This is a genomic window from Denitrificimonas caeni (genome assembly GCF_905120345.1).
GTDB lineage: Bacteria > Pseudomonadota > Gammaproteobacteria > Pseudomonadales > Pseudomonadaceae > Denitrificimonas > Denitrificimonas caeni_A.
Genome location: NZ_CAJHOA010000006.1, coordinates 131,505 through 152,245, shown reverse-complemented (window position 1 = coordinate 152,245; position 20,741 = coordinate 131,505). Strand labels below are relative to the sequence as shown.

At 47.2% G+C, this 20,741-nt stretch carries 19 protein-coding genes; 15 read left to right on the top strand and 4 right to left on the bottom strand.

What is annotated here, in order from left to right; translation table 11 throughout:
• Window positions 1–26: 26 nt before the first annotated feature.
• Window positions 27–1,388, bottom strand: coding sequence for an exodeoxyribonuclease VII large subunit (gene xseA, locus JYJ62_RS12190; RefSeq protein ID WP_205342581.1), 1,362 nt, complete (start codon window positions 1,386–1,388; stop codon window positions 27–29).
• A 249-nt stretch (window positions 1,389–1,637) separates the two neighbouring features.
• Between xseA and rpsB the strand changes: the two genes are divergently transcribed.
• The 15 genes from rpsB to rnhB all read left to right on the top strand — a co-directional run bounded on the left by rpsB (window position 1,638) and on the right by rnhB (window position 16,073).
• On the top strand, window positions 1,638–2,366 hold the full coding sequence (gene rpsB / locus JYJ62_RS12185) for a 30S ribosomal protein S2 (RefSeq protein ID WP_205342491.1): 729 nt from the start codon (window positions 1,638–1,640) through the stop codon (window positions 2,364–2,366).
• Between the two features lie 114 nt (window positions 2,367–2,480).
• Entirely contained in the window at window positions 2,481–3,353 is an 873-nt protein-coding gene (gene tsf / locus JYJ62_RS12180; RefSeq protein ID WP_205342490.1) for a translation elongation factor Ts, read from the top strand.
• 178 nt (window positions 3,354–3,531) lie between these two features.
• Window positions 3,532–4,275, top strand: a complete 744-nt coding sequence (gene pyrH / locus JYJ62_RS12175) for a UMP kinase (RefSeq protein ID WP_205342489.1) — start codon at window positions 3,532–3,534, stop codon at window positions 4,273–4,275.
• The gene (gene frr, locus JYJ62_RS12170; protein ID WP_205342488.1) at window positions 4,272–4,829 is read left to right on the top strand and encodes a ribosome recycling factor; all 558 of its coding nucleotides are present in this window, start codon (window positions 4,272–4,274) and stop codon (window positions 4,827–4,829) included. The genes pyrH and frr overlap by 4 nt, the downstream gene beginning before the upstream one ends.
• 28 nt (window positions 4,830–4,857) lie before the next feature.
• A complete protein-coding gene (gene uppS / locus JYJ62_RS12165) occupies window positions 4,858–5,619 on the top strand; it encodes a polyprenyl diphosphate synthase (RefSeq protein WP_205342580.1) in 762 nt (253 codons plus the stop codon).
• Window positions 5,601–6,416, top strand: a complete 816-nt coding sequence (locus JYJ62_RS12160; protein WP_205342487.1) for a phosphatidate cytidylyltransferase — start codon at window positions 5,601–5,603, stop codon at window positions 6,414–6,416. Before uppS ends, JYJ62_RS12160 begins: the two co-directional genes overlap by 19 nt.
• Window positions 6,417–6,424: 8 nt before the next feature.
• Complete coding sequence (gene ispC / locus JYJ62_RS12155) at window positions 6,425–7,633, top strand: 1-deoxy-D-xylulose-5-phosphate reductoisomerase (RefSeq protein WP_205342579.1); 1,209 nt, start codon at window positions 6,425–6,427, stop codon at window positions 7,631–7,633.
• On the top strand, window positions 7,630–8,982 hold the full coding sequence (gene rseP / locus JYJ62_RS12150; RefSeq protein ID WP_205342486.1) for an RIP metalloprotease RseP: 1,353 nt from the start codon (window positions 7,630–7,632) through the stop codon (window positions 8,980–8,982). The genes ispC and rseP overlap by 4 nt, the downstream gene beginning before the upstream one ends.
• Window positions 8,983–9,042: 60 nt before the next feature.
• On the top strand, window positions 9,043–11,385 hold the full coding sequence (gene bamA, locus JYJ62_RS12145; RefSeq protein ID WP_205342485.1) for an outer membrane protein assembly factor BamA: 2,343 nt from the start codon (window positions 9,043–9,045) through the stop codon (window positions 11,383–11,385).
• A gap of 45 nt (window positions 11,386–11,430) precedes the next feature.
• Window positions 11,431–11,934, top strand: a complete 504-nt coding sequence (locus JYJ62_RS12140) for an OmpH family outer membrane protein (protein WP_205342484.1) — start codon at window positions 11,431–11,433, stop codon at window positions 11,932–11,934.
• Between the two features lie 4 nt (window positions 11,935–11,938).
• Window positions 11,939–12,961 carry a UDP-3-O-(3-hydroxymyristoyl)glucosamine N-acyltransferase gene (lpxD, locus tag JYJ62_RS12135; RefSeq protein ID WP_205342578.1) on the top strand — a complete coding sequence of 341 codons (1,023 nt, stop codon included), beginning with the start codon at window positions 11,939–11,941 and terminating at the stop codon, window positions 12,959–12,961.
• A gap of 148 nt (window positions 12,962–13,109) precedes the next feature.
• Entirely contained in the window at window positions 13,110–13,550 is a 441-nt protein-coding gene (gene fabZ / locus JYJ62_RS12130) for a 3-hydroxyacyl-ACP dehydratase FabZ (protein ID WP_205342483.1), read from the top strand.
• The gene (gene lpxA / locus JYJ62_RS12125) at window positions 13,547–14,323 is read left to right on the top strand and encodes an acyl-ACP--UDP-N-acetylglucosamine O-acyltransferase (RefSeq protein WP_205342482.1); all 777 of its coding nucleotides are present in this window, start codon (window positions 13,547–13,549) and stop codon (window positions 14,321–14,323) included. The genes fabZ and lpxA overlap by 4 nt, the downstream gene beginning before the upstream one ends.
• A gap of 11 nt (window positions 14,324–14,334) precedes the next feature.
• On the top strand, window positions 14,335–15,471 hold the full coding sequence (lpxB, locus tag JYJ62_RS12120; protein WP_205342577.1) for a lipid-A-disaccharide synthase: 1,137 nt from the start codon (window positions 14,335–14,337) through the stop codon (window positions 15,469–15,471).
• Window positions 15,471–16,073, top strand: coding sequence for a ribonuclease HII (gene rnhB / locus JYJ62_RS12115; RefSeq protein ID WP_205342481.1), 603 nt, complete (start codon window positions 15,471–15,473; stop codon window positions 16,071–16,073). The genes lpxB and rnhB overlap by 1 nt, the downstream gene beginning before the upstream one ends.
• Window positions 16,074–16,357: 284 nt before the next feature.
• Here the strand turns inward: rnhB and JYJ62_RS12110 are convergent, their stop codons facing one another.
• The 3 genes from JYJ62_RS12110 to metG form a co-directional block, all read right to left on the bottom strand.
• Window positions 16,358–17,143, bottom strand: coding sequence for a VacJ family lipoprotein (locus JYJ62_RS12110; protein ID WP_205342480.1), 786 nt, complete (start codon window positions 17,141–17,143; stop codon window positions 16,358–16,360).
• Window positions 17,136–18,470 carry an alpha/beta fold hydrolase gene (locus JYJ62_RS12105; RefSeq protein ID WP_205342479.1) on the bottom strand — a complete coding sequence of 445 codons (1,335 nt, stop codon included), beginning with the start codon at window positions 18,468–18,470 and terminating at the stop codon, window positions 17,136–17,138. The genes JYJ62_RS12110 and JYJ62_RS12105 overlap by 8 nt, the downstream gene beginning before the upstream one ends.
• 152 nt (window positions 18,471–18,622) lie before the next feature.
• Window positions 18,623–20,674: a methionine--tRNA ligase gene (metG, locus tag JYJ62_RS12100; RefSeq protein ID WP_205342478.1), complete on the bottom strand. Its 2,052-nt coding sequence runs from the start codon at window positions 20,672–20,674 to the stop codon at window positions 18,623–18,625.
• Window positions 20,675–20,741 lie beyond the last annotated feature (67 nt).

The window sequence follows — 20,741 nt, the reverse complement described above, 5'->3', positions numbered from 1 at the left end:
TAGCAGAGCTGTGGTGACCTTAGCGATCACGCTGAAGGGGTTATCGACTGCACTTGCAGGGTTAAATAGCCATCGGCTACACGAGCTTGCAGGGTTTGTGCAGGTTGTACAGATTGCACGCTACGAATGATCTGCTGCTGATCGTCTGTCGTGAGAATGCTGTAACCGCGCTCGAGCGTCGCTAGAGGGCTGACTAGATGTAGGGTTTGTAGCAGCGTATGCAGGCGCTGTTGTGCTTGCTGAAGGCTCAGTTGGCTGGCACGAACTAAACGTTGCTGCAGTGTATTAAGCAGTTGCTGCTGAGCAGATAAAGCGTCTTGAGGATGCTGCACTGATAAGCGTGACTGCAAATGACTAAAGCTTTTTTGCTGTTGCTGTAAGTTGGCTTGTATAGCGCGCTGCATGCGTAGGCTTAAGTCATCCAAGCGCTGATGATGTTGCTCTAAGCGCTCGCGTGGATGACGTAAGCGCTGGCGCAAGTGTTGCAGTTGGATACGTGAGCGGTTAAGCGCTTCATTGATTCGTAGCGCTAAACGACGTTCAGTACTGCGCAAATGGTTAAGCAACTCACTGCGATCTGGCGCTAATAACTCAGCAGCGGCCGAAGGGGTAGGCGCACGTAGATCGGCAACAAAATCACTGATCGAGACATCGGTTTCATGGCCGACAGCGCTGATAATTGGGGTTTGGCATGCGGCAATAGCACGAGCCACTGCTTCCTCATTAAAGCACCAAAGATCTTCTAAGGAGCCGCCGCCGCGAGCCAAAATAATAGCATCATAGTGTGCGCGTTCGGCTAGAGCTAAGGCGTTAACAATTTGTGCTGTGGCTTCACGGCCTTGTACTGCGGTGGGGATTAAAGTCAGCTGTACGTGAGGAGCGCGCCTAGCGAAAACGCTGACAATATCATGCAGTACCGCACCTGATGGCGAGGTGATGACGCCAACCCGCTGCGGGTACTTAGGAAGGGCACGTTTGCGCTCTTGAGCAAATAAGCCTTCAGTTTGCAGTGCTGCTTTCAGTGCTTCAAAAGCTAAGCGCAGCGCACCATCGCCAGCGGCTTCAACACTGTCGAGAATCATTTGATAATCGCCACGACCCTCATAAAGAGAGACTCGCCCGCGTACTCGTACCAATAAACCGTCACGCAATAGCTCGCGAACACGGCTGGCTTGCTGGCGGAAGATAGCGCAGCGTACTTGGGCATTGTGGTCTTTTAATGTGAAATACACGTGTCCTGATGCCGGTTTGGCAATATTAGACAGTTCGCCTTCAACCCAGACTTGCGGGAACACATCTTCAAGCAGTAAACGTGCGCGTTGATTGAGTTGGCTGACGGTTAATATTTCACGGTCGAGCCCTAAACGCTGAAAAGGATCAGTAAGCATGTTGGAATAATAAAGCAAGCGCATGCCATATGCGAGTCTTGTCAGTGCACTGCAGCAGTGTTAGACGCAAAGAGTTTAGCTTTGAGCTTGGTTAAATTCTGGTTATATGGTATAAAACGCGCCGCTTTACTTGATTTGTTCGAGTAAGCTTTAAAATCCACACACATATCGACACGAGTTTCTGGGTGCCTTCGGGTTGAAAGTCGGGATATGTGGAGGCCTAACCCTTTTTATTATTTAGGAATGATCATGACTGAACAAGTCACTATGCGCGAAATGTTAAAAGCTGGTGTGCACTTCGGACACCAAACTCGCTACTGGAATCCAAAAATGGGTAAGTACATTTTTGGTGCGCGCAACAAGATTCACATTGTGAACTTAGAAAAAACTTTGCCAATGTTTAATGACGCTATGACTTTTATTGAAAAGTTAGCGACTGGCAAAAACAAAATTCTGTTCGTTGGTACTAAGCGTTCTGCCAGCAAAATCATCGCTGAGCAAGCAGCACGTTGCAACATGCCTTACGTTAACCACCGCTGGTTAGGTGGTATGTTGACCAACTACAAAACCATCCGTGAGTCAATCAAGCGTCTGCGTGAGTTAGAAATTCAAGCAGAAGACGGTACTTTTGAAAAGCTGACTAAAAAAGAAGCTTTGATGCGTACTCGTGATTTAGAAAAACTTGAGCGCAGCATCGGTGGTATTAAAAACATGGGCGGTTTGCCTGATGCAATGTTCGTTATCGACGTTGATCACGAGCGTATTGCCATTAGCGAAGCTAACAAGCTGGGCATTCCGGTGATTGGTGTTGTTGATACTAACAGCAGCCCAGATGGTGTTGATTACATCATCCCAGGTAACGATGACGCAATCCGTGCCGTACAACTGTACCTCGGTACAGCAGCTGACTGCGTTTTGCGTGCCCGTCAAGGTACTGCAACGACCGCTGAAGAATTTGTGGAAGTGGTTGAGGGCTAAGGCTCCGCACGTCCACCAGTGACACAAAAAGGGGGCTAACTAAGCCCCCTTTTTGCCAGATTTAAGAGGCAGTTTGCAACTGCTGTATAGACTGAATTAAAGAGGATTGTGAAGATGACTCAGATCACTGCTGCTATGGTAAAAGAACTGCGTGAGCGTACTGGCCAGGGCATGATGGATTGCAAAAAAGCACTGGAAGTTTCTGGTGGCGATATTGAAAAAGCCATTGATGATATGCGCGCTGCTGGTTCAATTAAAGCTGCAAAGAAAGCCGGTAACATTGCTGCTGAAGGTTCTATTGCTGTTAAAGTAGCCGACGACAACAAAAGCGCTGCGATCATTGAAGTGAACTCACAAACTGACTTCTTAGCATTACAAGATGACTTTAAAGGCTTTGTTGCAAGCAGTTTAGACGTTGCTTTTGCTAATAAAAACTTAGATGTTGCTGCGTTAATTGCTGCGCAAGAGCCTGCACGCGAAGTGTTGGTTGCTAAATGTGGTGAGAACGTCAATATCCGTCGTTTGACGCGTGTTGAAGGTGATGTATTGGGTGCTTACTTGCACGGTAACCGTATCGGTGTTGTTGTTGCTTTGACTGGCGGCAATGCTGAACTAGCGAAAGATATCGCGATGCACGTTGCTGCAAGCAGCCCGCAGTTCTTGGATCCAACCCAAGTATCTGACGAAGCAGTCGCTAAAGAAAAAGAAATCTTCTTAGCGCTGAACGAAGAGAAGATCAAAGGCAAGCCAGACAATATCGTTGAAAATATGATTGCTGGACGTATCAAGAAGTTCTTGGCTGAAGCCAGCTTGATTGAGCAGCCGTTCGTTAAAAACCCAGAAGTAACTGTTGGTAAACTGGCGCAACAAGCCGGTGCTACCATCGTTTCTTTTGTTCGTTTTGAAGTGGGCGAAGGTATCGATCGTGGCGAAGAAGTTGACTTCGCTGCTGAAGTTGCTGCTCAGGTTGCTGCTTCGAAAAAATAAGCGCTCGCTTAGATCTATAAAAAGGCTGCCCGCAATCGCGCGCGGCCTTTTTTATAAAAAGACACTGTGCTTTGCAGTACTGTCTTGTAGCATAATGAAGAATAAACAGCACTGTTTGCCTTAATTGTGGTCAGATTGCGCCACAGTGGTTAAATAATATCAGCAGGAGATCGAGAACATGGCCCAACAAGTCGGTGGACGCCAACCGCGCTATAAGCGAATTTTACTGAAACTCAGTGGTGAGGCCCTAATGGGGACCGAAGAGTTTGGTATCGATCCTAAAGTGCTCGATCGCATGGCCTTAGAGATCGGCCAGTTGATTGGTATCGGTGTGCAGGTGGGTCTGGTGATCGGTGGCGGTAATTTGTTCCGCGGTGCAGCATTGTCTGCGGCAGGCATGGATCGTGTGACTGGCGACCATATGGGCATGCTCGCGACGGTGATGAACTCCTTGGCCATGCGTGATGCCTTAGAACGCTCTAATATTCCTGCGTTAGTGATGTCTGCCATTTCTATGGTCGGTGTGACCGATCACTATGACCGCCGTAAAGCTGTCGGCCATTTAAAGAAAGGCGAGGTGGTGATTTTCTCAGCCGGTACCGGTAATCCATTCTTTACCACTGACTCTGCAGGTTGCTTACGCGGTATTGAAATCAGCGCTGATGTAGTTCTTAAGGCAACAAAAGTAGATGGCGTATATACTGCTGATCCTTTTAAAGACCCTAATGCAGAAAAGTTCGAATATTTAACGTATGACGAAGTGTTGGATCGTAAGTTAGAAGTGATGGACTTGACGGCTATTTGTTTGTGTCGTGACCATAATATGCCGTTACGCGTTTTTAATATGAATAAGCCCGGCGCACTCTTAAATGTTATTTTAGGTGGCGCTGAAGGCACCTTGATCGAGGAAAATAAGCGATGATCAATGAGATTAAAAAAGATGCACAGGCACGTATGCACAAGTCTGTAGAGTCTTTACAGACTGCCTTTGCAAAAATTCGTACCGGTCGTGCGCATCCTGGCATTTTAGATACAGTGATGGTGTCGTACTACGGCAGTGATACGCCGTTGCGTCAAGTCGCTAACGTGATCGTGGAGGACTCGCGCACATTGGCTTTGTCAGTGTTTGATAAAGGCATGATTCAAGCCGTTGAAAAAGCTATTTTAGTGGCTGATTTAGGTCTGAATCCAGCGACTTCTGGTACCACTATTCGTGTGCCGATGCCGGCGCTGACTGAAGAAACCCGCAAAGGCTACACTAAGCAAGCACGCCAAGAATCAGAAAACGCCCGAGTTGCCATCCGTAATATCCGTCGTGATGCATTGGCACAGTTAAAAGATTTAGTAAAAGATAAAGAAATCAGTGAAGACGAAGAGCGTCGTGCAGCGGATGATGTGCAAAAAGTCACCGACCACGCTGTTGAAGAAGTCGATAAGCTGTTAGCAACAAAAGAAACCGATTTAATGGCAGTGTGATACAGAGGCTGCGTTAATGAACAAAGCAATGCAGGATGCCCCAAGTGTTGTTCCTCGCCATGTGGCGATTATCATGGATGGCAATAATCGCTGGGCAAAGAAACGCTTTTTGCCAGGTGTTGCTGGGCATAAAGCGGGTGTTGATGCTGTTCGTGCAGTGATTGAAGTGTGCGCTGAAGCTGGTGTAGAAGTATTGACGCTGTTTGCTTTCTCCAGTGAGAATTGGCAGCGTCCTGCTTCTGAAGTGGGTGCTTTAATGGAGTTGTTCCTTGCGGCATTACGCCGCGAAGCGAAAAAACTCGATAAAAATGGCATTCGCTTAAGCATTATTGGTGATCGTTCGCGTTTTCATCCTGAGTTGCAGGCAGCCATGCATGCAGCTGAACAGCGCACCGCGCATCATTCTAAATTTCTCTTACAGATCGCTGCTAACTATGGTGGCCAGTGGGATATTGTTCAGGCTGCCCAGCAGTTGGCACGCTCTGTGCGTGACGGGCAGTTAGAACCCGATAATATTACCGCCGAGCATTTGCAAGGATGCTTAAGCACAGCGTCGCAACCGCCCCCAGATTTGTGCATACGTACTGGCGGTGAGCATCGTATCAGTAATTTTTTACTGTGGCAGTTGGCATATAGTGAGTTGTATTTTTCAAGCTTATTTTGGCCCGATTTTAAGCATCAAGCGATGCGCGATGCGTTAGCTGAGTTTTCTTCACGACAGCGCCGTTTTGGCAAAACCTGTGAACAAGTGATGGCTGAGGGACGCACAATATGCTCAAACAACGAATAATAACCGCCTTATGGTTAGTACCTTTAGCGCTGTTTGGTTTTTTTCAGCTTGAAGGTTACGCTTTTTTAGCTTTTATCACTGTTATCGTTGGCCTGGCTGGTTGGGAGTGGGCGCGTCTAGCGGGCTACCATACGCAAGGACAGTGTGTTGCTTATGCGGTGCTGGTGGCTTTTACTTTGGTGTTGCTGAGCAACCTGAGCGCGCTGTTATTGCCGCTGCTTTATCTTGCTGCGGTCTGGTGGCTGCTGGCTATTGTGATGGTGATAACCTTCCCGCGTAGCATTGGCTTCTGGGGTGGCAATCTTGGTAAGCGTTTTATGGGTTTGCTTATCCTTGTCCCTGCAGGTTTAGGATTATTGGTTTTAAAGACCTTGCCGCAAGGCAATAAGCTCATTTTAAGCCTAATGTTATTGGTTTGGGGCGCTGATATTGGTGCGTATTTCTTCGGTCGTGCTTTTGGTAAACGTAAGCTGGCACCACGAGTCAGTCCCGGTAAAAGTTGGGCAGGACTGTTTGGTGGATTGCTAACCAGTCTGTGTATTGCTACCGGTTTAGCCGTGTATTTTCAGGTTGCTGCCAGTCAATTTGCCTTCGTCCTGCTCGGGGCTGCTGTCGTGGTACTGTTTTCTGTGGTGGGTGATCTTACCGAAAGTATGTTTAAGCGACAGGTGGGGATTAAAGACAGCAGCCAATTATTACCCGGTCATGGCGGGGTTTTAGATCGCATTGATAGTCTCACAGCCGCTGCGCCTATATTTGCCTTATTGCTGCTATTAACAGGTTGGATATTATCTTGAATCGCGCGCTGCCACAGCTTCAGCAGGTGACTGTTTTAGGTGCTACAGGTTCGATTGGTAGCAGTACACTTGACGTTATCAGTCGGCACCCAGAGCGGTATCAGGTTTTTGCACTGACGGCGCATACCAGCATCAATAAATTAAAAGCCTTATGTTTAGAATACCGTCCGCGCTTTGCTGTGGTCGCTGATACAGCTGATGCGCAGCGCCTGCAGAGTGATTTGCGCGCAGCCGGTGTTGCGACCGATGTGTTGGCTGGGCCGCAGGGCTTGTGTGAGGTAGCAGCGCACCCTGAGGTTGATGCTGTGATGGCGGCGATTGTCGGCGCAGCCGGTCTAGAGTCAACTATGGCTGCGGTGTGTGGAGGTAAAAAAATCCTGCTGGCTAATAAAGAAGCCTTGGTCATGTCTGGCGCACTGTTTATGCGCGCTGTGCGTGAGCATGGGGCGCAGTTATTGCCAATTGATAGTGAGCACAATGCGATTTTTCAGTGCCTGCCTTGCAACTATGCAGAGGGTTTGGCGCCGGTCGGTGTACGCCGAATATTGTTAACCGCGTCAGGTGGACCTTTTCGCAACAGCAGCTATGCAGAGCTGGAGCGGGTGACGCCGGCGCAAGCCTGCGCACATCCGAATTGGTCGATGGGGCAAAAGATTTCCGTTGACTCCGCCACTATGATGAATAAAGGTTTAGAGTTGATTGAGGCTTGTTGGTTATTTGCCGCGCGCCCCGATCAAATTGAAGTGGTGATCCATCCACAGAGTGTGATTCATTCGTTGGTGGATTATGTCGATGGTTCGGTGTTAGCACAATTAGGTAATCCTGATATGCGTACCCCTATTGCCCATGCTATGGCTTGGCCGGAGCGCATTGCCTCAGGTGTTGCACCGCTGGACTTATGTGCTTTGGCGCGGATGGATTTTATCGCTCCAGACTTTGAGCGGTTTGCCTGTTTGCGCTTAGCTATAGCAGCCGCGCAGGCAGGGGGTAGTGCGCCTATTGTGCTCAATGCTGCGAATGAGGTGGCTGTGGCTGCTTTTTTACAAGAGCGTATTCGCTTTACACAGATTCCTCAGTTGATTGAGGATGTGCTGGGTTTAGAACGGGGTAGTCAAGTTGATAGCCTTGAAGGTGTGGTAGAAATGGATCAGCAAGCACGTCAAAACGCTAATGCTTGGTTAAGTAAACAGTCGATCAGTGCAGGTGTAAGAGCATGAGTGGTTTGTACATGTTAATTGGCACCTTGGTCGCGCTTGGTGTATTGGTCACTATTCATGAATATGGCCATTTTTGGGTAGCGCGGCGTTGTGGCGTTAAGGTGCTACGATTCTCTATTGGCTTTGGCACACCGTTACTGCGCTGGCATGATCGCCATGGTACAGAGTTTGTCATTGCTCTGATTCCGTTGGGTGGTTATGTCAAAATGCTCGATGAGCGTGAAACGCCCGTTTCTGAAGCAGAGCAAAGTCAGTCTTTTAATCGTAAAACGGTTGGGCAGCGCATTGCGATTGTCGCAGCAGGTCCCGTGGCTAACTTTGCACTAGCCTTTGTCCTGTTTTGGTGCCTTGCTATGCTCGGCAATCAGCAGGTTAAGCCAGTGATTGGCGAAGTCGTAGTGGGTGGGTTGGCGGAGCGGGCAGGCTTGCTCAGCGGGCAAGAAATTATTGCGGTCGATGGTCATGATGTAAGCGGTTGGGCTGATGTCAATTTACAGCTGATCCAGCGCGTTGGCGACAGTGGTACTGTGCTGATTGAAGCGCAAACCGACGCTAACTCTGTTACTAATACGTACAGTGTTACTTTAGACAAATGGCTGTATGGCGCCGAAGCACCTAATCCAATCGATGAATTAGGGATTCAGCCTTGGCGTCCGCAGGCGACTGCAGTGGTGGCGCAACTCGATCCTGAAGGGCCTGCGCAATACGCTGGTTTACAGTTACAAGATAAAATTATTGCCATTGATGGCCAAGCGGTCAATGAGTGGCAAGCAGTCGTTAACTATGTACAAGCGCGTCCTGATACCGAGGTGCAGCTGAGTATTGAGCGTGCGGGTCAGTTATCTGATGTGCGCGTAGGCCTGACTGCGCAAGGTGCTGATGAGAGCAAACGTGGTTATTTAGGTGTCGGCGTGGCCGGCGGTGAATGGCCTGCAGATATGCTGCGCGAGGTGCGTTTTGGCCCTGTTGACGCTGTCCTAGCTGGTGCGCAGCGTACTTGGACTATGAGCGCTTTAACTTTTAGCTCGCTAAAAAAGATGCTATTTGGTGAACTCTCAGTAAAAAACTTGAGTGGGCCGATAAGCATTGCTAAAGTGGCCGGTGCTTCGGCTGAAAGTGGCTTAAGAAGCTTTTTGAACTTTATGGCTTATTTGAGTATCAGCTTAGGCGTATTGAATTTATTGCCAATTCCTGTGCTTGACGGCGGACATCTGTTATTTTACTTCGTTGAGTGGGTACGCGGACGACCTTTGTCGGAACGTGTGCAAGGTTATGGCATGCAGATCGGTATCGCTTTAGTGGTTGGCGTGATGCTGCTTGCGGTATTTAATGATTTAGCGCGTTTGTAAAAATAGTGATTCGCTGCAGCGCAGCGGGTTTTATATATATCGTTGAAAAGAAAGGTTTGCATGAAACGTCTGCTGCTACCTGCGGTAATATCCGCGCTTATAATGTCTGAAGCTCAGGCTGCACCCTTCACTGTCTCTGATATCCGTGTTAACGGTTTACAGCGCGTATCTGCTGGCAGTGTCTTTGGTGCTTTACCATTAAACGTTGGCGAATCTGTGGATGAACGGCAGTTGGCTGAAGCAACCCGTTCGCTCTTTAAAACAGGTTTTTTTGAAGATATCCAACTGAGTCGCGATGGCGATGTGTTGATTATTACCTTGCTTGAGCGTCCTTCAATTTCTAGTTTAGAAATTGAAGGTAATAAAGCCATCAGTAAAGATGATTTACTCAAGGGTTTAAAACAATCGGGTTTGGCTGAAGGCGAGATTTTCCAACAAGCCACGCTAGAAGGTGTGCGTAATGAACTGCAACGTCAGTACGTTGCTCAAGGTCGCTATTCAGCGAACATTGAAGCGGAAGTGATTCCGCAGCCACGCAATCGTGTCGCGTTGAAAATTAATGTCAACGAGGGCTCAGTTGCCTCGATTCAGCATATTAACGTGGTCGGCAATAAAGTCTTTAAAGATCAAGATTTAATCGACTTGTTTGAGTTGAAAACCAAAAACTGGCTGTCCTTTTTCCGCAATGATGATAAATATGCGCGGGAAAAACTATCAGGTGACTTAGAACGTTTACGTTCGCATTACTTTGACCGTGGTTATATCAATATGGATATCACCTCAACGCAAGTGTCGATTACACCCGATAAAAAGCATGTTTATATTACGGTTAACGTTGATGAAGGTCAGCAGTACACCATTCGTGATGTGAGCCTTTCAGGCGACTTGAAAGTCCCAGAGGCAGAAGTTAAAGCGTTGATCTTGTCTCGTGAAGGACAGGTGTTCTCACGTAAAGTGATGACTACCACGTCTGAACTGATAACCCGTCGTTTAGGTAATGACGGCTATACCTTTGCTAACGTCAATGGTATGCCGCAAACCCACGATGAAGACAATACGGTGTCTTTGACCTATGTGGTTGACCCGGGCAAACGTTCTTATGTGAACCGAGTAAACTTCCGCGGTAACACTAAAACTACCGATCAGGTCCTGCGTCGTGAAATGCGACAAATGGAAGGCGGTTGGGCTTCAACGTACTTAATTGATCAGTCTAAAACTCGTTTAGAGCGCTTAGGTTATTTCAAAGAAGTCAACGTTGAAACACCGCAAGTACCTGGTACTGACGATCAAATTGATGTTAATTACAGTGTTGAGGAGCAGCCATCAGGTTCGATCACTGCGAGCGTTGGTTTTGCGCAAAACGCCGGTTTGATTCTTGGTGGATCCATCAGTCAAAGTAACTTTTTAGGTACCGGTAATAAAGTTAGTTTAGGTTTAACGCGTAGTGAATATCAAAGTAACTACAACTTTAGCTTTGTTGATCCGTACTGGACAGTCGATGGCGTGAGTTTGGGCTATAACGGTTTCTACCGTTCGACCGATTACGACAAGCTCGATGTTGATGTCTCCAGCTACTCAGTGGATAGCTTAGGCGGTGGTGTTAATATTGGTTATCCAATCAGTGAAACTGCACGTTTGAACTTTGGACTGAGTGCTCAGCAAGATAAGCTGAAAACAGGGAGTTATACTGTTGGTGAAATCATTGATTTTATTGACAAAGAAGGCAAAAATTACACTAACTTTAAAGCCTCTGCCGGTTGGTCTGAATCAACACTCAATCGCGGTCTGATGGCGACTCGTGGTCATTCACAAAGCCTGACTTTGGAAACTACAGTGCCTGGCAGTGATCTATCGTTTTATCGTTTAGATTACCGTGCACAAATTTTCCAACCGTTAACCACGAATTACACGTTACGTTTCCATACTGATCTTGGTTATGCGGAAAGTTATGGTTCAACGTCTGAGTTGCCATTCTACGAGCATTATTATGCGGGTGGTTTTAACTCGGTACGAGGATTTAAAGACAGCAGCTTAGGGCCACGTAGTACGCCTAATCCGAATGACTATGATCAAGATAACCTGCCTTTTGGTGGTAATATTTTGATTCAAGGTGGTGCGGAGTTACTTTTCCCAATGCCGTTTGTTAAAGATCAGCGTTCACTACGTACTGTTCTATTTTGGGATGTCGGTAATGTCTTTGACACCCACTGTAGTTCTGCACAGAAAAATCGTAATGAGTCAGGTTGTGGTATTAAGTACGATAACTTAGCCAGTTCGGTGGGTGTTGGTTTAACATGGATCACTGCGCTAGGACCGTTAAGTTTTAGTTTAGGTGTACCAGTGAAAAAGCCAGACAATGCTGATACTCAAGTGTTCCAGTTCTCGCTGGGTCAAACATTCTAATGTAGCTTCAAATCTATTAATAACAGCATTTTTTAGGAGTGCATCGTGCGTAAGTTGACTCAACTTGTTTTACTGACAACTGCTTTAATAAGTGGTCCTGTCTTTGCAGAAATGAAAATTGCTATTTTGAACTATCAAATGGCGTTATTAGAATCTGATGCGGCGAAGAAATACGCTGTCGATGCCGAGAAGAAATTTGGGCCACAACTTTCTAAGTTGAAAACCTTAGAAAGTGATGCCAAGCGTATTCAAGATCGTTTGATGAAAGATGGTGAGCGCTTGCAGCAGGCTGAACTTGAGCGTTTAGAGCTTGAGTTTAAGCAAAAAGCACGTGATTTTCAGAGCCAGTCTAAAGATTTAAATGAAGCTAAAGCTTTAGCCGATCGTGAAATGCTGGAAAAGCTTAAGCCAAAACTGGATAAAGCCGTTGAAGAAGTCCTGAAAACGGGTAACTACGATTTGGTTCTTGAGCGTGGCGCAGTGGTAGATGTCAAACCGCAGTATGATATTACGCTGCGTGTTATTGAGCGCATGAATCAGTTGCGTTGATATGATGCCATTACAATATACTCTAGCTCAGTTAGCCGAGACCCTCGGCGCTGAGCTGCGCGGTGATGGGCAGAAAACTATTTTCGGTTTGGCGACTTTACAGGATGCCACAATCGATCAGTTAAGCTTTCTAGCTAACGCCCACTACCGTAAACAGCTTGAGCATACACAGGCGGGTGCGATGCTATTATCGAGCGGTGATGCTGCGGACTATTCAGGTAACTGTTTAGTGGTGGCGGATCCGTATTTGGCCTATGCCAAGCTGTCGCATTATTTTGATCGCACGCCGAAGCAGCCTGTGGGGATTCATCCCAGTGCAGTGATTGCGGAAAGCGCTTTAATCGACTCGACAGCCTGTATTGGTCCGGGTGTGGTGATTGAAGAGCATGCCGTGGTTGCTGCTGATGTGGTGATTGGTGCGCAGTGTTTTATCGGTGCACGCAGCAGTATTGCCGAAGGTGGTCGATTGTTGCCACGTGTCACGCTATATCATGATGTCACCGTTGGTGCGCGCGTGGTGATTCAATCCGGTGCAGTGATTGGTGGTGAAGGCTTTGGCTTTGCTAATCATCAAGGTGTTTGGCATAAAATTGCGCAAATCGGTGGTGTAACCATTGGTAATGACGTTGAAATCGGTGCCAATACTACCATTGACCGTGGTGCTCTCTCGGATACCTTAATTGGTAACGGGGTTAAATTAGATAACCAGATCCAAATTGCTCATAACGTGCAAATTGGTGATCACACAGCCATTGCCGCTTGTGTAGGTATTTCTGGTAGTGCAAAAATCGGTCGTAACTGCATGTTGGCCGGTGGTGTGGGGTTAGTCGGGCATATCGAAATTTGTGATGGCGTATTTATTACTGGGATGACCATGGTGACGCATTCAATTAGCGAACCGGGTGCCTATTCTTCGGGTACAGCTATGCAGCCGGCTGCTGACTGGAAGAAAAATGCAGTACGCTTCCGTCAATTAGATGGCTTAGCTAAACGTGTTCGCACATTAGAAAAACATAGTCAGAAGTGACCTCTGATATGGTTATATCATCTGATTCTTTATCGACCTTTTTAGCTAATCAGCTTTAATTTAGCGCATTAAGTGCCGTTCAGTTACAGGTGGTAGGTTTGTGCATATGGTATTCACAGCCACACTTATTTGATCAAGGCTTTTATATATGATGGACATTAATGAAATTCGTCAATTGCTTCCGCACCGCTATCCTTTTTTATTAGTGGATCGCGTATCTGCTATTGATTTAGAGCAGAAGACGATCAGTGCTTATAAGAATGTGAGCATCAACGAGCCTTTTTTTAACGGCCACTTTCCACAGTATCCGATTATGCCGGGTGTGCTGATTATTGAAGCTATGGCGCAAGCAGCTGGCGTGCTGGGCTTTAAGATGATGAATGCCTCGCCGGATGATGGCACTCTGTATTACTTTGTGGGTTCTGATAAGTTGCGTTTCCGTCAGCCAGTCGTACCAGGTGATCGCCTCGATTTACGGGCGAGCTTTATCAGTGCTAAACGTGGTATCTGGAAGTTCAATTGCCAAGCCAGTGTTGGTGATGTCATCGTATGTTCGGCTGAAATTATTTGTGCGGAACGAAAAATATGAGTTTAATTGATCCTAGTGCCATTATTGATCCGTCGGCTAAGCTTGCGGATGATGTGACTGTCGGTCCCTGGACGATTATTGGTCCGGAGGTTGAAATTGGCGCAGGATCAATCATTGCATCGCATGTGGTGATTAAAGGCCCAACTCGAATAGGCTGTAATAACCATATTTATCAGTTTTCCTCGGTCGGTGAAGACACCCCAGATTTAAAGTATCAAGGTGAAGCCACGCGCTTAGTGATTGGCGATCATAACGTGATCCGTGAAGGTGTCACTATTCACCGTGGTACTGTGCAAGATCGCTCCGAAACAACGATTGGCAATCATAATTTGATTATGGCTTATGCTCATATTGGTCATGACAGTGTGATTGCTAACCACTGTATTTTGGTCAATAACACCGCGTTAGCAGGGCATGTGCACATCGATGACTGGGCCATTTTGTCCGGCTACACCTTGGTCCATCAGTATTGTCATATCGGTGCTCATAGCTTTACTGCGATGGGCACTGCTGTAGGTAAAGATATACCGGCCTTTATCACTGCTGCTGGTAACCCTGCTGAAGCACGCAGTATGAACTTTGAGGGCATGCGTCGCCGCGGTTTCTCTGAGGAAACCATTCAAGTATTACGACGAGCTTATAAAACAGTTTATCGCCAAGGTTTAACGGTTGATGAGGCTTTGCAAGCATTGACTGAGGGTGAAGCAGAGTATCCAGAAGTGGCGTTGTTTTGTCAGTCTATTCGCAACTCTTCACGGGGTATTACCCGCTAATGACTGAGTCGTTGCCGCAGCCTTTAAAAATCGCTTTGGTAGCAGGTGAAGCATCCGGCGATATCTTGGGTGCGGGTTTGATGCAGGCTTTACATCGCCACTGTCCTCACGTTGAGTTTATTGGTGTCGGTGGTCCTTTGATGGAAGCGCAAGGCTTAGCGTCTTATTTTCCGATGGAACGTCTATCCATTATGGGCTTGGTCGAAGTAGTCGGTCGTTTGCCTGAACTGTTATCACGCCGTAAACGTTTAATCGCTACTTTAAAACAGCAGCGGCCTGATGTTTTTATTGGTATTGATGCGCCGGATTTTAATTTAAACATCGAATTGCAATTACGTGAGGCTGGGATTAAAACCGTGCATTACGTCAGCCCTTCCGTGTGGGCATGGCGACAAAAGCGTGTGTTTAAAATCCGCCAAGGTTGTGATTTGATGTTAACTTTACTGCCCTTTGAGGCACAGTTTTATCAAAAACATCAAGTGCCAGTGCTCTTTGTCGGACACCCATTAGCCGACAGCGTTGCTATGGATAATGATACGTTGCCGGCACGCGAGCGTTTAAGTTTGCCCGCCGATGCGCAAGTGGTGGCCTTGTTGCCGGGCAGTCGTGGTGGTGAAGTGGCTAAATTAGGTGCGTTGTTTGTTGATACTGCACGCTATTTGCTATCTGAAAAGCCGCATTTGCGCTTTATTATTCCTGCCGCCAATCAAGCGCGTCGTCAACAGCTTGAGGCGATTTTAGCGCCGATGCCTAATCTGCCGATTGAGATTCTTGACGGGCAATCGCAAACAGCATTACAAGCCTGTGATGCGGTCTTAATTGCTTCAGGTACAGCGACCCTTGAAGCTATGTTGTTCAAAAAGCCGATGGTGGTTGCGTACAAGTTAGCGCCGTTAAGCCATTGGCTGTTAAAAAAGATGGTGAAAAGTCCTTATATCTCACTGCCTAACTTATTGGCGGCGGAGATGTTAGTGCCTGAATTTATTCAAGAGGCTGCGACACCTGAAGCGTTAGGTCAGGCGGTCTTAGAGCAATTGCGTGACGGCTCGCAACAAACCCAACGCTTTGCTCAGTTGCATGAGTCTTTACGCTGTGATGCCTCTGAGCGCGCTGCACAGGGTGTTTTACAGTTACTAGGACGCAGTTGATGCAGTTAGATCTACTTAAGCAATCCTGTGTTGGCAAGCTTGTTGCCGGTGTGGATGAAGTCGGGCGCGGACCCTTATGTGGACCTGTGGTCACTGCTGCGGTGATTCTTGATCCGCTGCGTCCGATTGCAGGCTTAAATGATTCAAAGAAGCTCACAGAGAAAAAACGTGAAGCGTTATTTGTTGAAATTCAAGAGAAAGCGTTAGCTTGGTCAATTGGCCGTGCTGAAGTTGAAGAAATTGATCGTTTGAATATCTTACAGGCGACCATGCTAGCCATGCAGCGCGCAGTCGAAGGTTTGTCGATTCGCCCTGACTTAGCCTTAATTGATGGTAATCGTTGCCCACAGTTGAGCATGGCGGCTGAGGCGGTGGTGCAGGGTGATGGTTTGATTGCAGAAATCTCGGCTGCTTCGATTTTAGCCAAAGTCAGCCGTGATCGCGAAATGGCTGTACTCGATGCACAATATCCCGGTTATGGTATTGCCAAGCACAAGGGCTATCCAACCCCAGCCCACCTCAAAGCTTTGCAAGAGTTAGGCCCAACTCCAATCTATCGTCGTTCATTTGGTCCAGTGCGGCGTTTTTTTGAAGCTAACTGACTAACTGCCTCTCTTTGCCGTTTGCCGCACGGCAAGCACAATCCTACGCAATGCTCTGCAAGGTATTGAACATAAGTGCAGATGGTGTATTGGTTCATACTACTTTTCTCTCAACACGCCTTTCTCGGGTGATTCGGGCGCAGCGCTGTTGATGAAGCCTGGCTGTTTTGATCGAGGGGCCAAGGCTTCATTGCGGCGTACAGCATGCAGCGTAATTCAGTAATAACATCGACAGAGCAGATCAGGCGCTGCAGGAAACACCTGATCTGAGTAGATTGATTCGGTTATTCAGCAATCTTCAGTTCACGTGATTTAGTGTAAGCGTAACGAATCTTTTCATATTCAAAAGGTGAGTTCATTTGGCCATAGCGCAGTTTAGTGATATAGCGTTGGTCAACAATTTTCAGAGCAAAAATTTCCGGATGACGCTCACTTTCTTTGGCGACATTTAGCCAATTGACGGTGAAATCTAGCGTGTAATCAGCAACGATACCACTGGTGTCGCGCACGTTTGATGGGCCCAGTAGCGGTAGCATCAGATAAGGGCCGCTGGGGACGCCATAGTAGCCTAGGGTTTGTCCAAAATCTTCGCTGTTTTTAGCTAAACCCATTTTGCTAGCAGGATCCCAAATGCCGCCGATACCAAAAATCGTATTAAATAAAATACGCGCGGTAGTTTCCATCGCACGGTGGCCTTTAAGCTGCAGCAGGCTATTGGCTAAGGTCGGAATTTCTCCTAAGTGACTAAAGAAACTACTGACTCCTGTACGTAAAAAATGCGGAGTGACCTTGGTATAGCCTTTTACTATGGGCAAAAATACCCATTGATCAAAGCGGTAATTGAAGTGATACACACGTCGGTTCCATTGCTCCAGCGGATCACTGATATTCAAAGCTTCTAGGGTGGCACGCTCAAACTCATGTTGCTTCAGAGCTGAGTTGAACTCTAATTGTTGCAATGGGTTTTTAAAACCATCGGGATCAATAGTTTGTGCCCAACTCTGTTGTGATAGTGCCAATAATAACGCACTGGCGGCCCAATAGCGGCGCAATAGTGGGGGTTTATTCATGGAAGAACTCCAGTATATCGGCAGCATTATCGAGATAGTCTAAGTTGCCGAGGTGCCCTCCATAAGGGTAGAGCGTCAGGCGTTCGGCAAAGTGTTGTTTTAGAAAGCCTAAGTCGCCTTGTCCTAAAATGATGTCATCGGCATTGTGCATAACACCAATTTTTTTACTGCTACTCAGATAGTCAGTTAGAGCATAGAGACTGCTGGCCTGAATGAGTCGCTCTAAATCAGCATTATCTGCTGCGACTTGCGTAGCTTGTTGATTATTGAAATGGCTGTGCCAAAAAGGTAATAGCTGTTCTTGCAGATAACATTCGAAATCACAGAGGAGTGCGCGCTTAAAAAACGGCGTTAAGTTGGTGCCGTCATTAATTTTTTGCTGCGGTGGGGTAATAATGCCGCGGCGATTAATTAAGTCCGATGTGAAATTGATGTCGGCCGAAAAAAACCTAAAAGCACTACCAATTAACATGGCTAGTTCGTTCTGATTAAGTTTTTGCGAGGAGTTTTGTAGATCAAATAACATCGCCTCACTGAAATCAAAACGCCCTTTGCTATTGAAGTAGCGGGTCAGTTTATCCAGCATGAGCTGATAAAAGGTACGCGTCTCAGATGTACCTACTACCTGGGTATGTACTAAGCGGCTGAGATTATTGACTGAGGTATATAAGTTAACTGGCGGGTTCAGTAGTAGCACGCGCTTAAAGTTAAATGACTGCTCTTGTTCATCGAGATGACTGACGAATGCTGCTTGTAAGCCTCCCAAGCTATAACCTGTTAAATGCCAGTCGGTTACTTGAAGTGTGCGTTGTTGCTTTTTAATGGCCTGCATCACCGTATATAAATCACGTGCATCTTGCGGTGAATAGCCTGGAGTCGCGTAGCGTGACGCGCCCACCATAAAGTCATAGGCGGTTGGTGAGGAGATTTGCGCGACATGAAAACCTGCGCCATAAAAGAGTTTTTTTAGATACTCTGTGGTGTTGCTTGAATAGTGTGCACCGGTACCTGCGATAATAAAAATTAACGGCGCAGGGCCTGATTGCTTGGCGAGGCGATAATGAAAGGTCTTTACTGGCCAGAAGTTACTGGGCAGGGTGAACTCTCGCTCTGGGCGCAGACGTAAGCTGTAATCTCGTTGCCGAATATCGGCATCGTCAGGGAGCGCGGGACGTAAGGCGCTGGGTGTACCTGCAATGCTGGCTTCAAATGCGTTAGTGAGCGGGAACTGATAGGTTGTTGCGACTTGTTTTGCTTGAGCATTTAACGATAGCGCGCAGAGTAGACTCAGCGCTATGTAGAGCGGTGTTAACAAGCGTTTAAGCATGGCTGATTCTCGCGAGGGGCAGGGGGGATGATGCGTGATAGGTCTCTTATTTGGCTAGTGTAATGATTGTTGCTGCTGTGTGGTGATTTTTATACATAGACATCAGCAGGGCTGAGCATAGCCGGCAGTTAAGCACGGCTATGCTGAGTTGTTTACATTACCCGCTGACCCGGGCGTGCACCTGCATCAGGGCTGAGTAAGTGAATTTCTTCACCGCCAGGACCTGCAGCGAGCACCATGCCTTCTGAGACACCAAATTTCATTTTTCGTGCGGCGAGATTAGCCACATATAAAGTGAGACGACCTTCTAATACAGACGGATCTGGATAGGCGCTTTTAATACCAGAAAAGACATTACGTTTGACGCCGCCAAGATCAAGCGTCAGCTGCAGAAGTTTATCCGCACCTTCAACAAAGGTTGCTTTTTCGATCAGAGCAATACGCAAATCCACGGCAGCAAACGCATTAAAGTCGATTTCTTTGGCCAGAGGTTCTTTCTCAAGCTCACCATTGCTGGCAACTGTTTCAGGGTTGGCGGTGTTTTCCATTTCGAGTAAGTCTTCTTTTGAGGATTCAATCATTGCTTCAACGTGCTTAGGATCGACACGGGTCAGCAAAGCACTAAACGGATTCAGCTGATGGGCACCGAGCGCAGTACCTAAATTATTCCAGCTTAGAGCCGGCACATTGAGGAAATGCTCAGCATCAGCAGCCAGTTTTGGCAGTACCGGCTTTAGTAAAATAATCAATTGTTTAAACAGGTTAATCGCTTGTGAGCAAACGGCTTGCACTTGCGCTTGTTGGCCGTCTATTTTACTCATGGTCCACGGTGCTTGCTCGGCAATCCATGCATTAGCCGCATCCGCTAAGGCCATGATTTCGCGCATGGCACGAGCAAAGTCACGGGCTTCGTAGGATTTGGCAATGGCCGGTGTCGCCTGTTGGAACTGCTCCCACAACTCTGGGTTGGGCATCTCGGCGACCAACATGCCGGCGTTACCTTTTTGAATAAAACCGGCGCAGCGACTGGCAATATTGACTACTTTGCCCACCAGGTCTGAATTCACTTTTTGAATAAAATCATCTAAGTTAAGATCCAAGTCTTCAACACCACGACCCAGTTTGGCAGCGTAGTAATAACGTAAGTATTCTGGATTTAAATGATCCAAGTAGGTTCGTGCTTTAATAAATGTGCCGCGCGACTTAGACATTTTGGCACCGTTAACGGTCAGGTAGCCATGTACATTAACGCCGGTCGGTTTACGGTAATCGGCACCCTCCAGCATTGCTGGCCAGAACAGTGCGTGGAAATTAATAATATCTTTACCAATAAAATGATACAGCTCGGCGCTCGAGTCTTTATTCCAGAAGGCATCAAAGTCTAAGTCTGGGCGGCGAGTGCAGAGGTTTTTAAAACTGGCCATATAGCCGATGGGTGCATCCAACCAAACGTAGAAGTACTTGCCTGGCGCACCTGGGATTTGAAAACCAAAATACGGCGCATCACGAGAAATATCCCACTCTTGCAAACCGCTATCCAGCCACTCAGCCAGTTTGTTGGCGACTGATTCTTGCAAGGTACCGCTACGCGTCCACTCTTGCAGCATCGTTTGGAAGTTGGGTAGCTTAAAGAAGTAATGCTCAGAATCTTTTAAAACTGGAGTTGCGCCAGAAATTGCCGAACGTGGATCTTTCAACTCAGTCGGGTGGTAAGTCGCACCACATTTCTCACAGTTATCACCGTACTGATCGGCTGTCGCACATTTTGGGCAGGTGCCTTTAATAAAACGATCAGCTAAAAACATGCCTTTTTCAGGATCGAAATACTGGGTGACTGAGCGCGTGGCGATATGACCAGCGGCTTGCAGACGTTGATAAATTTGCTCAGACAGTTCGCGGTTTTCTTCACTGTGGGTGGTGTAGAAATTATCAAAATCAACCAAGAATTCGTTAAAGTCAGCGCTATGCTCAGCGTGCACATTGTCGATTAACTGCTCAGGAGTAATGCCTTCTTTTTCCGCGCGCAACATAATGGCAGAGCCGTGAGCATCATCAGCGCAGACATAGATGCATTGATTGCCGCGCATTTTTTGAAAGCGAACCCACATATCGGTTTGAATGTATTCAAGCATATGGCCAAGATGGATGGAGCCGTTGGCATAGGGCAGGGCGCTGGTCACTAAAATTTTGCGGGCTTCGCTCATGGTCTTCCTAACTACTAAAAGTGAATAGAAATAAGCCGACTACTATATAGGCAATGGCTGTTTTTTT

What these genes read in the sequence shown, in the direction of transcription:
- pyrH (WP_205342489.1), top strand. Translation starts at nt 3,532, where the DNA reads ATGGCCCAACAAGTCGGTGGACGCCAACCGCGCTATAAGCGAATTTTA.
- xseA (WP_205342581.1), bottom strand. Translation starts at nt 1,388, where the DNA reads ATGCTTACTGATCCTTTTCAGCGTTTAGGGCTCGACCGTGAAATATTA.
- rseP (WP_205342486.1), top strand. Translation starts at nt 7,630, where the DNA reads ATGAGTGGTTTGTACATGTTAATTGGCACCTTGGTCGCGCTTGGTGTA.
- JYJ62_RS12160 (WP_205342487.1), top strand. Translation starts at nt 5,601, where the DNA reads ATGCTCAAACAACGAATAATAACCGCCTTATGGTTAGTACCTTTAGCG.
- lpxD (WP_205342578.1), top strand. Translation starts at nt 11,939, where the DNA reads ATGCCATTACAATATACTCTAGCTCAGTTAGCCGAGACCCTCGGCGCT.
- uppS (WP_205342580.1), top strand. Translation starts at nt 4,858, where the DNA reads ATGCAGGATGCCCCAAGTGTTGTTCCTCGCCATGTGGCGATTATCATG.
- frr (WP_205342488.1), top strand. Translation starts at nt 4,272, where the DNA reads ATGATCAATGAGATTAAAAAAGATGCACAGGCACGTATGCACAAGTCT.
- metG (WP_205342478.1), bottom strand. Translation starts at nt 20,674, where the DNA reads ATGAGCGAAGCCCGCAAAATTTTAGTGACCAGCGCCCTGCCCTATGCC.
- lpxA (WP_205342482.1), top strand. Translation starts at nt 13,547, where the DNA reads ATGAGTTTAATTGATCCTAGTGCCATTATTGATCCGTCGGCTAAGCTT.
- fabZ (WP_205342483.1), top strand. Translation starts at nt 13,110, where the DNA reads ATGATGGACATTAATGAAATTCGTCAATTGCTTCCGCACCGCTATCCT.
- tsf (WP_205342490.1), top strand. Translation starts at nt 2,481, where the DNA reads ATGACTCAGATCACTGCTGCTATGGTAAAAGAACTGCGTGAGCGTACT.
- JYJ62_RS12105 (WP_205342479.1), bottom strand. Translation starts at nt 18,470, where the DNA reads ATGCTTAAACGCTTGTTAACACCGCTCTACATAGCGCTGAGTCTACTC.
- rpsB (WP_205342491.1), top strand. Translation starts at nt 1,638, where the DNA reads ATGACTGAACAAGTCACTATGCGCGAAATGTTAAAAGCTGGTGTGCAC.
- JYJ62_RS12110 (WP_205342480.1), bottom strand. Translation starts at nt 17,143, where the DNA reads ATGAATAAACCCCCACTATTGCGCCGCTATTGGGCCGCCAGTGCGTTA.
- rnhB (WP_205342481.1), top strand. Translation starts at nt 15,471, where the DNA reads ATGCAGTTAGATCTACTTAAGCAATCCTGTGTTGGCAAGCTTGTTGCC.
- bamA (WP_205342485.1), top strand. Translation starts at nt 9,043, where the DNA reads ATGAAACGTCTGCTGCTACCTGCGGTAATATCCGCGCTTATAATGTCT.